11 protein-coding genes are annotated in these 13,256 nt (G+C 63.9%); 6 read left to right on the top strand and 5 right to left on the bottom strand.

The features are described from left to right. Positions 1-8: 8 nt before the first annotated feature. From C5N93_RS12155 to C5N93_RS12145, 3 genes are all read right to left on the bottom strand, one after another. Positions 9-488, bottom strand: a complete 480-nt coding sequence (locus C5N93_RS12155) for an Ivy family c-type lysozyme inhibitor (RefSeq protein ID WP_069341682.1) — start codon at positions 486-488, stop codon at positions 9-11. A gap of 3 nt (positions 489-491) precedes the next feature. Continuing rightward, positions 492-1,596 (bottom strand): peptide chain release factor 2 gene (prfB, locus tag C5N93_RS12150; protein ID WP_174981037.1). Its coding sequence is split into 2 segments (ribosomal slippage): positions 492-1,523 and positions 1,525-1,596, totalling 1,104 coding nucleotides; the frame shifts between segments, so codons are not numbered across the junction. 102 nt (positions 1,597-1,698) lie between these two features. After that, the gene (locus C5N93_RS12145; protein WP_242559455.1) at positions 1,699-1,920 is read right to left on the bottom strand and encodes a hypothetical protein; all 222 of its coding nucleotides are present in this window, start codon (positions 1,918-1,920) and stop codon (positions 1,699-1,701) included. 273 nt (positions 1,921-2,193) lie between these two features. Between C5N93_RS12145 and C5N93_RS12140 the strand changes: the two genes are divergently transcribed. Next, a complete protein-coding gene (locus C5N93_RS12140; RefSeq protein ID WP_069341680.1) occupies positions 2,194-3,090 on the top strand; it encodes a LysR family transcriptional regulator in 897 nt (298 codons plus the stop codon). Positions 3,091-3,256: 166 nt separating this feature from the next. On the opposite strand, the gene recJ is transcribed toward C5N93_RS12140, so the two are convergent. Both recJ and C5N93_RS12130 read right to left on the bottom strand, forming a co-directional pair. Then, complete coding sequence (gene recJ / locus C5N93_RS12135; protein WP_242559454.1) at positions 3,257-4,954, bottom strand: single-stranded-DNA-specific exonuclease RecJ; 1,698 nt, start codon at positions 4,952-4,954, stop codon at positions 3,257-3,259. Next, on the bottom strand, positions 4,951-6,030 hold the full coding sequence (locus C5N93_RS12130; protein ID WP_069341678.1) for a hypothetical protein: 1,080 nt from the start codon (positions 6,028-6,030) through the stop codon (positions 4,951-4,953). Before C5N93_RS12130 ends, recJ begins: the two co-directional genes overlap by 4 nt. A 182-nt stretch (positions 6,031-6,212) precedes the next feature. On the opposite strand from C5N93_RS12130, the gene C5N93_RS12125 reads away from it, so the two are divergent. The 5 genes from C5N93_RS12125 to C5N93_RS12105 all read left to right on the top strand — a co-directional run bounded on the left by C5N93_RS12125 (position 6,213) and on the right by C5N93_RS12105 (position 13,215). Continuing rightward, positions 6,213-7,466, top strand: a complete 1,254-nt coding sequence (locus C5N93_RS12125) for a lipoprotein-releasing ABC transporter permease subunit (RefSeq protein WP_069341677.1) — start codon at positions 6,213-6,215, stop codon at positions 7,464-7,466. Beyond that, complete coding sequence (gene lolD, locus C5N93_RS12120) at positions 7,459-8,184, top strand: lipoprotein-releasing ABC transporter ATP-binding protein LolD (RefSeq protein ID WP_242559453.1); 726 nt, start codon at positions 7,459-7,461, stop codon at positions 8,182-8,184. The genes C5N93_RS12125 and lolD overlap by 8 nt, the downstream gene beginning before the upstream one ends. 194 nt (positions 8,185-8,378) lie before the next feature. Further along, entirely contained in the window at positions 8,379-9,236 is an 858-nt protein-coding gene (locus C5N93_RS12115; RefSeq protein ID WP_242559452.1) for a TatD family hydrolase, read from the top strand. A gap of 878 nt (positions 9,237-10,114) precedes the next feature. After that, the gene (locus C5N93_RS12110) at positions 10,115-12,205 is read left to right on the top strand and encodes a ComEC/Rec2 family competence protein (RefSeq protein WP_242559451.1); all 2,091 of its coding nucleotides are present in this window, start codon (positions 10,115-10,117) and stop codon (positions 12,203-12,205) included. Positions 12,206-12,384: 179 nt separating this feature from the next. Beyond that, positions 12,385-13,215 (top strand): alpha/beta hydrolase, encoded by an 831-nt coding sequence (locus tag C5N93_RS12105; protein ID WP_242559450.1) that lies wholly within the window; start codon positions 12,385-12,387, stop codon positions 13,213-13,215. The last annotated feature ends 41 nt before the right edge of the window (positions 13,216-13,256 follow it).

Genomic DNA, 13,256 nt, shown 5'->3' with positions numbered 1-13,256 from the left:
CGATGAAGTTATTCGGTAAAACGCAGCGTGTGGAGCAGGGCATTCTTGAGCGAGCCGTCGGGCGCACCCAGCCAGATCAGTTCCGTGCGGTCCTGATGCGGGCTGGCATTGGCCGCTGCACTGGGGTCTCGCACAAACAACGCCGCGATGGCCTGCGAGCGCGGCTCATACAGGATATGGACGTACTCGCTCGGGCAATCGTGCGGCTTGCAACTCTGCACCAGCAGCCAGGGCTTGCCTGCGACGCTCACGCGCTGCGATGGCGTCGAGGTGCCGCCCTGACGCACCCATGCGGGCACATTGCGCGGTGCAACGATGCGTGCGTAAGCGCCCGAAAAATCCGGGCGCTTGAGCAGTTCATGCAGGTACGGTCCCGTCTCGGGACTTGCACCCGGTGCACCCGGCGAACTGGCCGGGGCAGCAACGGCGGCGCGCTGCAAGCACAGCGCACTCACCACCCACACGGCTAGCGTGCGGACAAACGCCATTCCTTACACTCCCTGCTTGAGACTCGCGGAGATGAAGTCGTCCAGATCGCCATCGAGCACCTTGCCGGTGTTGCCGGTCTCGACGCTGGTGCGCAGGTCCTTGACGCGCGACTGGTCGAGCACGTACGAGCGAATCTGGTGACCCCAGCCCACATCCGTCTTGCTAGATTCAAGCTTGTCCTGCTCGGCGCGACGCTTGCGCATCTCGTGTTCGAACAGACGCGAGCGCAGCATGTCCCACGCTTCGGCGCGGTTACGGTGCTGGGAGCGGTCGTTCTGGCAGGCCACGACGATGCCCGTCGGGATGTGCGTCAGACGCACGGCGGAGTCGGTCTTGTTGATGTGCTGACCGCCCGCACCCGAGGCGCGATAGGTATCGGTACGCACGTCGGCCGGATTGATTTCGATATCGATCGAATCATCGACTTCCGGGTACACGAACAAGCTGGCGAACGACGTGTGACGGCCACCCGACGAATCGAACGGCGACTTGCGCACGAGACGGTGCACACCGGTTTCGGTACGCAGATAACCGTAGGCGTAGTCGCCCGTGACCTTGAGCGAGGCGCTCTTGATGCCGGCGACGTCGCCGTCCGACACTTCGAGGACTTCGGCCTTGAAGCCTTTGCGCTCGCAATAACGCAGGTACTGGCGCAGCAACATGCCGGCCCAGTCGTTGGCCTCGGTGCCGCCGGCGCCGGCCTGAATGTCGATGAAGCAGTTGTTCGGGTCGGCCGGGTTGTTGAACATCCGGCGGAACTCCATGTCACCCACGCGGGCTTCGAGCCCCTTCGTGTCGCCTTCAAGCGCCACGAGCGAGTCTTCGTCACCTTCCTCGCGAGCCATGTCGAACAGCTCCTGCGTGTCGGAGAGGCCGGCGTCGAGTTCGGTCAGATTGGTGACCACGCTGTCGAGCGCCTTCTTCTCCTTGCCCAGTGCCTGAGCACGCTTGGAGTCGTTCCAGATGTTGGGATCTTCGAGTTCTTTGTTGACTTCCGTCAGGCGAGCTTGCTTGACATCGAAGTCAAAGATACCCCCTGAGCTCGCCCACGCGAGTGCGAAGGTCGGCGAGCAGGGATTCGAGGGCGTTGAGGCGTTCGGCTTCCATGAGCTATGACAGTTGCGAATTCGGGAAAACCGCAATTATAGCGCAGCGAAGCCCCTGTTTCCCTGACTTTTCGGGGGCTTTTGACGACTTTCGGACAGTGGCTTAACGCGACGTCTGACGCAGACCGAACCCATCGCGCGCGAAGCCGACATCCGCGAGAGACGTATCGTCGAACGACGCGAGCGCTTCGGCTTGCAGCGTCTGCTCATAGTGCATGCGCCACTGATCGATGGCGCGGAAGAACAGGCCGAGCGGCGTGACCGGCGCAGCAACGACCGGGGCGGAAGCGTTGAGGTTGGCAGCGGCGGACAGGGGGCGGTACATGGTGTGACTTCCTTCACAAGGTGCGACGCGAGGGCCGGAGGCGGAATGCTTGGGCGTGCATCGCATTAGGGATAACCCGAAGCTTATGCCTTTCGCGGGCACTAAAAAAGTGAATTGTTAAGGTGATTTTGTTCACTATTATTGAAGTGATGGCGGCCGACGCGTAACATTTCACGGTTGGCCGCCGCGCGTGTTGCGGCAGACCGAAAGCACGATGTCGCCTTGGCGTCGTCGTGCGGTCTTGTCGTCACGCGATTTGCCCTGGAGCCCGTCATGGACTTTCTGCAACTTCAGACTTTTAAAGCCATCGTCGATGAGGGCAGCGTGCTGGGCGCGGCCGAGGCGCTGCACTGTGTGCAATCGAACGTGACGGCGCGCATCCGGTCCCTGGAGCACACGGTAGGCGTGAAGCTTTTCCACCGGCAGGGGCGACGTCTGCAACTCACGCCGAGCGGGCGTACGCTGCTTGGTTACGCGGACCGGATTCTCGCGCTATCGCGCGAAGCGAGCGCGGCACTCAATCCTGCGAACGAACCGTCGGGGGATTTCTCTCTGGGCGCCATCGAATCGTCGGCCACGTCGCGCTTGCCTGCGGTGCTGGCAAGGTTCCACGCGGCCTATCCGAAAGTGCGTCTGAATCTGGTGACGGATACGTCGTTGAACCTGCTCGACGAAATCCAGCACGGACGCGTCGATGCGGCGCTGATCGCTGGCACCGCATGTCTCGAAGCGCAAGCGCAAATGTCGGTCGTCGCGGACGAGATCTACCGCGAACCGATCGTGCTGGTTGCCCCGGCACGAGCGGGACGCGTGCATGAGGCTTCCGATCTGGCCGGCGCTACGCTGCTCATGTGGCCGCCGGGCTGTCCGTATCGCGGCACGATGGAGCAGTGGCTGGCGTCGAACGCGGTCACGCCGGGGCGCATTTTGAGTTACGGAAGCTACGCGACCATCGTCGCTTGCGTGGGTGCAGGCGTGGGCTATTCCCTCGTGCCTCGCGGCATCTATCTGCGGTACCGGCAGGAGGCGAACATCGTGGGGCACGCGATGGAGGATCTGGCAGCGGTACCCAACTTCTTCGTTCGGCACCGCGGGGTGGATGTGCACCCCGCGCGAGAAGCGTTTCTGCGGGTGATGCGTGAGTATGTTGCCGAGGCGCAACCCGCGTAGATATGTCGATGTGGGCCAAAGGGCCGCTTCTTACTGGACGGGATGTGCGGCGCCGTGAATGTCATGCCGAGACGAGGCGTAACCCGGCTGAGATATCGAGGGCTTAATCGGCTCAATCGGCGGACTCGGCGGACGAACGCAGATCACGTCCGTCCGCGGTACTTCGTCAGCCTTGTGCGTGTTCGATGATCATCTGCACGCGAGATACGCCGTTAAAGGTGTCCGCAGCGAGGCGATACGCGAATTGCGCGCGGCTGGGCAACGTATCGGCATGATTGAACCAGATGGCATTGAAGCGCATGCGACCGCGCCCGAGTTGCAGCTTCAGGTGTTTGTCTTTCAGGATGGCTTGCGAAAGCACTTCGAATTCGCCTGAAAACACCGGGGGCGGGAAACCTTGCCCCCACACTTGAGCGTCGAGCAGCGCAACGAACGGCGGCACGAAGCAATCGTCGCCGATGTCGCCATCGGTTTCGATCACGCGTGAGAGCGCTTTCTCGTCGAGCCATTCCTGCCCGACGGCTTCGAACGCGGCCTGAAAGCGCGGCAGCGCGTCGGCCGCGATCGTCAGGCCAGCGGCCATGGCGTGGCCGCCGAACTTGCCGATCAGGCCGGGTTCGCGTTTGGTCACCAGATCGAGGGCATCGCGCAAATGAAAGCCGGGGATCGAGCGGCCGGAGCCCTTGATCTGACCGTCATCGCCCGGCGCGAACACGATGGTTGGGCGATAAAACTTCTCTTTCAGCCGCGCGGCCACGATCCCGATCACGCCCTGATGCCACGTTTCGTTGAACGCGCACAGCGTGGTTGCCGCACGCGGATCGAAGCGCGCCAGATCGGCCAGCGCCTCTTGCTGCATGCCCGCTTCGATTTCGCGCCGTTCGCGGTTCATCGCGTCGAGTTCCTGCGCGAGTGTCCAGGCGCGGGCATCGTCATCCGTGAGCAGACATTCGATGCCGAGCGACATGTCGGCGAGACGTCCCGCCGCATTCAGGCGTGGGCCGAGACCGAAACCCAGATCGAAACTGGCGGCCTGACGCGCATTGCGGGCGGCCGCACGGAAGAGGGCGTTGATGCCTGGGTGCATACGTCCGGCGCGCATACGCGAAAGACCTTGCGCCACCAGAATGCGGTTGTTGGCATCGAGTTTGACAACGTCCGCCACGGTCCCCAGTGCGACGAGATCAAGCAGCGTGTCGAGACGCGGTTGCTCGCGGGTCTCGAACGCGCCACGGCTACGCAACTCGGCGCGCAACGCCAGCAGAACGTAGAACATCACGCCGACGCCAGCCAGATTCTTGCTCGGAAACTCGCAGCCCGGCTGGTTCGGGTTGACGATGCAGCGCGCGTTGGGAAGTTCGTTGCCGGGCAAGTGATGGTCGGTGACGACGACTTCGATGCCGAGCATTTGCGCAGCGGCCACGCCGTCGAGGCTGGCAATGCCGTTGTCGACCGTAATCAGAACGTCCGGTGGGCCTTGCTTGCCTCGGGCCGCCAGGGTGACGATTTCGGGCGTGAGTCCGTAGCCATACTCGAAGCGATTGGGCACCAGATACTCGACCTTCGCGCCGAACATGCGCAGGCCGCGTACGGCCACGGCGCAGGCTGTCGCGCCGTCGCAATCGTAGTCGGCCACGACGAGCATGCGCTTGCCGGCGTCGATGGCGTCCGCAAGAAAGACGGCCGCGTCTTGCGCTCCCTTCAGTTGCGTAGGCGGGATCAGGCGGGCGAGGGCGGTTTCCGTTTCGCTGCTCTCGCTCACGCCGCGAGACGCGAACAGGCGGGCAAGCACGGGATGCACCCCGTTGCTGGACAGCGCGTTGGCCGTCGCATCGTCGACATGACGGGTGACGATGTCGGTCATGCCACTTCCTCGCCCAGTCGGGCCAGCGTTGCCATTCGGGCAGGAAGTGCCTGACGTCGCCAGAACTTGCGCAGATCGCCGCTGCGTGCACGAATCGTCACGCTGTGGCTGTCGCCGCACAGCGTGAGCGCAACTTCACGCGCTTGCGAGCCGGTGACACGAGCTAAGGCGGGCGCGAGCCACGTACGGTCGATTTCGACGAGGGCGTCTCGCCAGCGCGCCCAGTCTTCCATCAGGAAATGCGGGGTCAGCGTGTCGAGCTGCACCAGTGTGCGGCCGTCGGCAGCGTCGATTCCCGCAGATGTCGGATGCAACGCAATCTGCATATGGTTTGCCAGCCCGCAAGTCGCGGGCGCGTCTGCCAGCACGGTCACGCACGGGCGATTCATGCGGGGCGCGGCAATGCGTTGACCGCCGCCATAGAGCCAGAGGGCGTTGACCGGCGGCAGGCGGCGCGCTTCGCGAGATTGATTGGCCGGGTGGTCATACCACGCCATCTGGACTTCGTTTTGCCACTTGCGCCAGGTCAGTTCGGCCTTGCCTTGCGGCAGCCAGATGTCGACGTTACGGCCGGCGGCACGTGCAGGCGAGGCGGTGAGCAGGTCGCCGAGCGCCGGCGCGCTCAGATACCACCGGTCGGGGCGTGGTGCGATCAAGTCGGCGCCTTCTTCGGCGAACAGGGCGTGAGCTGTCGCGAAAAGGGCGGCAGAATCCTCTGAACTCAGTTCGAGTTCGGCCGGATCGGTCAGTACGAGATGATCGGTGGCAATGTGGATGTGCGCGGGTTGTGCGCAGTACCAGAACCGGGTGTCGAGCGAGCCCGAGTCCGCCAGCAGCATGAAAGGCGCCAGCGGGGCGCGCGCGGGGCCGCCGGGCAGTCCGAAGGCGTCGGCGAGCCAGCGCTCATGCGGCAGGGTAGGGACGAAAGGGTCTTCCGGCACGTCCTGCGCCGACTGAACGCCACGCGCGAGCAACTTTTCGAGCGCGGGCAACTCCAATTCGGCCAGCAGTGCGGGCAAATGGGCCGACGCGGGGAGCGCGAACGGCAAGAGAAAGTGCAGGGCAGGTGTATCCATGTCGAGGCGAATTGTATGGCAAACTTCGCGCTGGCAGTTGGGTGACCCTGACGTCAGGTACGGAACGTGCCGTCCAGCATACCGGGCAGGGGCCGGATGCGGGGCTTGAGCAACCGATCAGCGCCGGTGAAAGCCGGCGTCGGCGCGTTCCGATCGATCCTTATCAAGAATCAGGAATCCGTTTGAAATTCCCATACGAATGGCAGATCGGCTGGCGCTATACGCGCACCGGCAAGCGATCATCCGGCAACGGTTTCATTTCCTTCATTTCCTTCATCTCCATGGCCGGCATTGCGCTGGGCGTGGCGGCGCTCATCGTGGTGCTCTCGGTGATGAACGGCTTCCAGAAGGAAGTTCGGGACCGCATGCTTTCCGTGCTGGCGCACATCGAGGTCTTCGCGGTCGACGGCAATTTGCCGGACTGGCAGCGTACGGCCGCCGAGGCCTTGCAGAACAAGAACGTCATTGCTGCCGCACCTTACGTCGGTGAACAGGCCATGCTCACGCGCGAGGACAACGTGCGCGGTGTCGTGCTGCGCGGCATCGTCCCGAGCGAAGAGGCCAAGGTTTCCGATCTCGGCAAACAGATCACCGATGGTACGCTCTCCAACCTCACCCCCGGCAGCTTCGGCATCGTGCTTGGGCGTGAGCTGGCACGTGCGCTTGGGGTGAGCATCGGCGACAAGATCACGCTGGTGGCGCCGCAGGGGACCATCACGCCGGCGGGGGTATTGCCGCGCGTGAAGCAGTTCACCGTGGTGGCCATCTTCACCGCCGGGCACTATGAGTACGACAGTTCGCTCGCGTTGATCGACCTGCATGACGCGGAGACGCTGTTCCGTCTGGATGGACCGACGGGCGTGCGTCTGAAAATTCAGGATATGGAGCAGGCGCCGCTCGTCGCGCGTGAGCTGGCCAAGACGCTGTCCGGCAATATGTGGGTGCGTGACTGGACGCAGCAGAACAAGAACTGGTTCGTGGCCGTGCAGACCGAAAAGCGCATGATGTTCATCATCCTGACGCTGATCATTGCGGTTGCGGCATTCAATCTGGTGTCGTCGCTCGTGATGACGGTGACTGACAAGTATGCGGACATCGCCATCTTGCGTACGTTGGGCGCGCAACCCGGCTCGATCATGAAGATATTCATCGTGCAGGGCGTGACCATCGGCTTTGCTGGCGCGTTGCTCGGTGTGGGGCTGGGTTGCCTGATCTCGGTGAACATCGGCACCATCGTGCCGTTCATCGAGCGCTTGCTGGGGATTCACTTCCTGCCGCAAGACATCTATTTCATTTCCGAATTGCCCTCGGATCTGCAATCGTCGGACGTGATTCGCATCGGGGTGATCTCCTTCATCCTGTCGGCACTGGCGACGATTTATCCGAGCTGGCGTGCCTCGCGCGTCAAACCGGCGGAGGCCTTGCGCTATGAGTAACGCGAATCAATCGATGGCGCCTGTGCCGAATCTGGCCTACGACGGCCCTGTGCTGCGCGCACGCGATCTGCACAAGACCTTTCGTCAAGGTCAGTTGAATGTGACCGTACTCAACGGTGCGAGTCTGGATGTGGCGCCGGGTGAGAAGGTCGCCATCGTGGGGGCGTCAGGGTCGGGCAAGAGCACCTTGCTGCATGTGCTCGGCGGGCTCGACGATCCGTCGCGCGGCGAAGTGTCGTTGCTTGGCAAGCCGTTTTCGTCGCTGCGTGAGCGCGACAAGACCGCGCAACGCAACCAGTCGCTGGGTTTCGTCTACCAGTTCCATCATCTGCTTGCCGAGTTCTCGGCGCTCGATAATGTGGCGATGCCGTTGCGTATTCGTCGGCTGCCGACCGAGCAGGCGCGGGTGGCGGCGCAGACGATGCTCGAACGTGTGGGCCTTGGCTCGCGCATGAAACATCGCCCGTCGGAGCTTTCCGGGGGCGAGCGTCAACGCGTGGCAATGGCGCGCGCACTGGTAACGCAGCCGGCGTGCGTGTTGGCCGACGAACCGACCGGCAACCTCGACGGGCATACCGCAGAGACGGTATTTGAACTCATGCTGGAACTGTCGGAGACGCTCAGGACCAGCTTTGTGATCGTCACGCACGATATTGATCTGGCACGTCGTTGCGACCGCGCTTTGCGGTTGCGCGAAGGGGTGCTGGAGCTGGCCTGATCGTCGTCATGCGCTATCGCTGTCGATGAAGCGACGCCGGGGAGTTCCCCGGCGTTTTTTCATTTCAGGCGCGGTTGATCGGTTTTTTCGGCAACGTCCTAGACCCGGATGCGGTGTTGTCCGATGGTCATGACGAGCGCGGCGTGCGAGCCTTGTCATCGACCCGTAGAATTGACGCTCAAGGACATCTGACCATGTGGATCGATACCCATTGCCATCTCGATGCGGCGGAATTTGACGCCGACCGCCCGACCGTAATTGCCGACACCGTTGCCGCTGGCGTGACGGGCCTTGTGGTGCCTGCCGTCGAATGCGCGACATTCGATGCCGCGCGTGCGTCGGCCCGTGCGATACCCGGCGGCGCTTACGCGCTCGGCATCCATCCGCTTTATACGCCCCGGGCACGGGATGAGGACATTGCGACGTTGCGTCGCGCAGTGGCGCGTGCGATGGGCGATCCACGATTTGTCGGGATTGGCGAGATTGGTCTGGATTTCTTCGTCAAGACGCTCGATCCGGACCGTCAGCAATTCTTCTACGTCGAGCAACTGAAGATCGCCCGGGACTTTGATTTGCCGATCATCCTCCATGTACGCCGGTCGCAGGATGCCTTGTTGAAGCAGTTGCGCATCTTCACGCCGCGAGGCGGTATCGCGCATGCGTTCAATGGTAGTCATCAGCAGGCGGACATGTTCGTGGCGCGCGGATTCTGTCTCGGGTTCGGCGGGCAAATGACGTTTGATCGGGCATTGCAGATTCGCCGGCTGGCCGTAGAAATGCCGCTATCGTCTCTCGTGCTGGAAACGGACGCTCCCGATATCGCCCCGGAATGGCGCTACAAGCAGCGCAACAGCCCCGTCGAGCTGCCACGTATCGCGCAAGTGTTGGCGCAGGTGCGTGGCGTGTCTGCCGACGCGTTGTCTCAAGCGACTTGTGCCAACGCCTGGCGGGTGTTGCCGCGTCTTGCCGGCGCAATGGCGATGACGCCCGGTGATGACGCTGGCGCCAAACTTTCCCTGATTTCCGAAGATCCCTCCGGGCATTCGCGCTGACGCTTCGGCGTCGCGCGGATGTGCAGACATGACGCGGTGACGTCATGAGAGTTGTGCTGCTTGCCTGGGTTGTCGGCATCTGGTGGTTGCAGCAGGCGCCGGAATTGCCCGCAGGCCGGGGGTATGGATGGGCGGTGGGTATCGCGAGCGGCGTCTTCGTCGTGGCGGCGCTATGGGTGCTGAGGGGTGCCTGTATGGCGTCGGAGCGGAGGACTTGCGGCGAAGACGCGGGCCGGATGCGGAGTGGAGTCGAAGAGCCAACGGCGGCGTGGACGGTGGACAACGGCGTACGGCGAGTGCATCGCGTAGCGTTGCTGAACGGCGGCTGGGGGAGGCATGCAGCGATAGCAGGGCTCGCTGTTTGTACCGGTGTCGGCGGGTATGCATGGGCGGCGTATCGAGCGGACGCACGACTTAGCGATCGTTTGCCCCCGGCGCTGGAAGGCCGGGACGTGACGGTGACTGGTGTCGTCGCCGGGCTGCCGACGTCCACCGGCGACGGCGTGCGATTCGTATTTCACGTTGAGGCCGCGTTCATCCCGGGCGCGAGCGACAAGAGCGTCCACGTGCCAAAGTCCATCGAGCTGGTATGGCCGCAGAATGCGCCATTCGCGGGAAAGTTCGGGCGACAGGGGCGTCGGCGGTCTGACGCGGCGGGGTCCAGTGAGTCGAATGAGCGCGGTGAAGGAAACGTCGGCGACCCTATCGTTGCTACGCGATCGGGCGAGCGGGTCATTGCCTCGGGTTCGGATATGCCGCGGGCTGGGGAGCGCTGGCGCCTGCCAGTCCGCCTCAAAGCGCCACGAGGCGTCGCCAATTGGCACGGCTTCGACGCCGAATTGCTTGCATTCGTGAAAGGGATTCGCGCCTCGGGATATGTGCGCACAGCTCATGGCGGGGCGGCGGCATCGTGGGAGCGACGCCCTCGCAGATTGCAGGCCGGGCCGATGACGGGGTATGGCTTCGCCGCCTGGCGTGAGCGCTTGCGAGACGATTTTCGGGCTGCGCTCGGTGAATCGGGGCGGTACGGCGGCGTGCTGATGGCCTTGGCCCTCGGCGAGCGAGGCGATATTGCGGACGCGGACTGGCAAGTGTTTGCCGATACCGGCGTGAGCCATTTGCTGGCGATCTCCGGCTTGCACGTCTCACTGGTCACCGGGGTCTTCGCCGCGCTCGTGGGCATGCTCTGGCGCCGCGCGTGCTTCCGGCGTTTCAGTCTGCCGCTGTGGTGGCCGGCACCGAAGGCGGCGGCCGTCGCCGGTTTGCTTGTTGCGGTGGCCTACGGGGCTGTGGCGGGATGGGGTGTTCCGGTCCGGCGTGCCGTCGGGATGGTGGGCATCCTCGTTGTCGCGCTGCTCAGCGGGAGGTTCGCTGCACAGTCCTATGTGCTGGCATGGGCGCTGGCCGTAGTCGTCGCGCTGGATCCCTGGGCGGTCGTCACCCCCGGCCTGTGGCTCTCGTTTGGCGCCGTGGCGGCGCTGGTGATGGCGAGCCGCCATCGCAACACATCGATGGGAGAGGTTGCGCGTTGCGAAGCCGACGAAAATACAGAAGGTGTAGCGCGCCCGGTGCTTGCCGACGGAGCGGGCGATGCCTCGGAGGTGCAACGTAGTCTGCGCCCGTCGTCGAGCGGCGTCCGACATTGGGCCGGCGTGCTGGGAAATCGTCTGGCGCAGGCCACGCGCGCCCAGTACGCGGTCACGATCGGCCTTGTACCGCTGACGTTGGCGTGGTTTGGCGCGGTGCCGTTGCTCGGTCCGTTGGCGAATGCCGTTGCCATTCCCATCATGACGCTGGTCGTGACGCCGCTCGCACTGCTGAGTTTGCTGCTGCCCGTCAGTCTCGCGCATTGGACGTTGGCGGTCGCTCATACGGTCGTCGGCTGGCTCGCGGCGTGGCTCGGCACGCTTGCGGCGGTGCCGTGGGCGGTATGGCGGGCACCGGTGTCACCGGTTTGGGCGCAAGTCGCCGCGGTTGTCGGCGTGATGCTTTGCCTCATGCCGCTATCGCCCCAGGTTCGGCTGACGCGGTTTCGATGGCTTCGGCGGTTTGGTGCGCGCATCGCCGGGTTTGCGCTCATGGGACCGGCAGTGTTCGCTTCGCCCACGCGACCTGCTGAAGGGGAGTTTCGCGTCACGATGCTCGACATCGGTCAGGGCAACGCCGTGGTGGTGGAAACGGCAACACGCACGCTGCTCTTCGACACAGGGCCGCCGGTGGGGCGGCGCAGCGATAGCGGTCGGCGCGTGATCGTGCCCTATTTGCGGGCGACAGGCGTCCAGCGACTCGACCGGATGATCGTCAGTCATGCGCACGATGACCACTTTGGCGGCGCGTTGAGCGTGTTGCGCGCATTTCCGGCGACGCAGGTGTTTTCCTCGTTGCCTGCGGGGCACAAGGTGCGTGGGGCGGCACAGGCGCATCGGACCTGCCTGGCTGGGCAGCATTGGACGTGGGATGGCGTGACGTTCCGGTTTCTGCACCCGGACACGTCTGCATTGCGCGAGGGATGGCGCGTAAAACACGGTAAAGGCGGTTCGCTGCGTGGCCCCAACAGCGTCAGTTGCGTGTTGCGTGTCTCGAGCCGGCGGCACAGCGCGTTGCTTGCTGCCGATGCGGAGGCGCCGCAAGAGCGGGCGATGTTACTGCGCGGCGGGGCCGCGCCGGCATCGACAGTGCGCTCGGATATCTTGCTGGCGCCACATCATGGCAGTTCGACGTCGTCGACGCCCGCATTTGTGGCGGCCGTGTCGCCGCGGCATGTGGTGTTTCAAACGGGCTATCGCAACAAGTTCGGTCATCCGAAAGCGCCAGTGATGGAGCGCTACCGTGCGATCGGCGCGCGACTCTGGCAAAGCGTGGCGCATGGTGGGGTCCGTTTTTCCACTGCCCCCGACGGGATCGAGGTGCAGGCCTACCGCGAGCAATATCGGCGCTACTGGCATGCGACGCTTCCGGAAACGTCCTGACAACGACATGGTGGCTTGGGTGGTCCTGTTGAAATGGCGGGCGTGGTCACCGCCGATGCCCCGATGATTCGATGGAAACCTCTACCGGTACTCGACGAGCGGTTCGCTAGAATGGTCCGGTGAGTGTCATGCGCCCTGATCACCGGACGCGACGCGAGCGCGCCAGGACAACGAATTCCATGACAAGAGACATCATCCATTTTTCGCACGGCAACGGCTTTCCCGCAGGCGTCTATCGCAAGATGCTCGGTGCGCTGGCCGACGAGTACGACGTGCGAGCCATCGATCGCATCGGCCACGATCCGCGCTATCCCGTCACGCCGGGATGGCGGTATCTGCGTAACGAACTGGTCGATACGCTGGTACGTCAGTATCAGGGGGAGCCCGTGTGGCTCGTCGGACATTCGCTCGGCGGCTTCCTGAGTCTGATGGCGGCGCTCAAGGCACCGCAGTGCGTGCGTGGCGTGGTGATGGTCGATTCGCCTATCGTCACGCCGGGCTGGCGCACGCAGATGCTTCGTCTGGGCATGCTCACGGGCCTGTATGAGCGCCTGTCGCCCGCTGGCGTGACGAAGAAGCGTCGCGATCAATGGCCCGACTGGGAAAGCGCCTGGCAGCATTTCGCGAGCAAGCCGGCGTTCGCCAGTTGGGAACCGGACGTGCTGCGTGACTATATCGATTGCGGCACCTTGCCCACGGGGGAAGGTGAGGCGCGGCGTCTGGCGTTCGCGCGAGAGATCGAATACCGCATCTATCTGACGCTGCCGCCGTCGCTCGCGGTGCGCGCCCTGCGTGGGGTTCCGGTGCCGGTCGGTTTTCTGGCAGGTACGGAGTCTCGCGAACTGCGTCAGGCCGGGATCGGCGCCACGCGCCGTATCGTCGGCACGCATCTGCGGTATGTGCCGGGGACGCACCTTTTTCCGATGGAGCGCCCGCTGGAGACCGCCTCGGCCATTCGTGACATGCTCGCGGAACTGAAAGGCGAACACCGGCGTTCGCTTGCGGCGTGATCGACGTACGGTAGATCGCGCCACATCACGCCACAGCACGC

The organism is Pandoraea sp. LA3, from assembly GCF_022696215.1.
Lineage (GTDB): Bacteria > Pseudomonadota > Gammaproteobacteria > Burkholderiales > Burkholderiaceae > Pandoraea > Pandoraea capi.
This window is presented reverse-complemented; position numbering and strand designations above follow the sequence as displayed.

Excerpts from the sequence above, each read along its gene's own strand:
- C5N93_RS12155 (WP_069341682.1), bottom strand. The coding sequence starts at position 488 with ATGGCGTTTGTCCGCACGCTAGCCGTGTGGGTGGTGAGTGCGCTGTGC.
- C5N93_RS12145 (WP_242559455.1), bottom strand. The coding sequence starts at position 1,920 with ATGTACCGCCCCCTGTCCGCCGCTGCCAACCTCAACGCTTCCGCCCCG.
- C5N93_RS12140 (WP_069341680.1), top strand. The coding sequence starts at position 2,194 with ATGGACTTTCTGCAACTTCAGACTTTTAAAGCCATCGTCGATGAGGGC.
- recJ (WP_242559454.1), bottom strand. The coding sequence starts at position 4,954 with ATGACCGACATCGTCACCCGTCATGTCGACGATGCGACGGCCAACGCG.
- C5N93_RS12130 (WP_069341678.1), bottom strand. The coding sequence starts at position 6,030 with ATGGATACACCTGCCCTGCACTTTCTCTTGCCGTTCGCGCTCCCCGCG.
- lolD (WP_242559453.1), top strand. The coding sequence starts at position 7,459 with ATGAGTAACGCGAATCAATCGATGGCGCCTGTGCCGAATCTGGCCTAC.
- C5N93_RS12115 (WP_242559452.1), top strand. The coding sequence starts at position 8,379 with ATGTGGATCGATACCCATTGCCATCTCGATGCGGCGGAATTTGACGCC.
- C5N93_RS12105 (WP_242559450.1), top strand. The coding sequence starts at position 12,385 with ATGACAAGAGACATCATCCATTTTTCGCACGGCAACGGCTTTCCCGCA.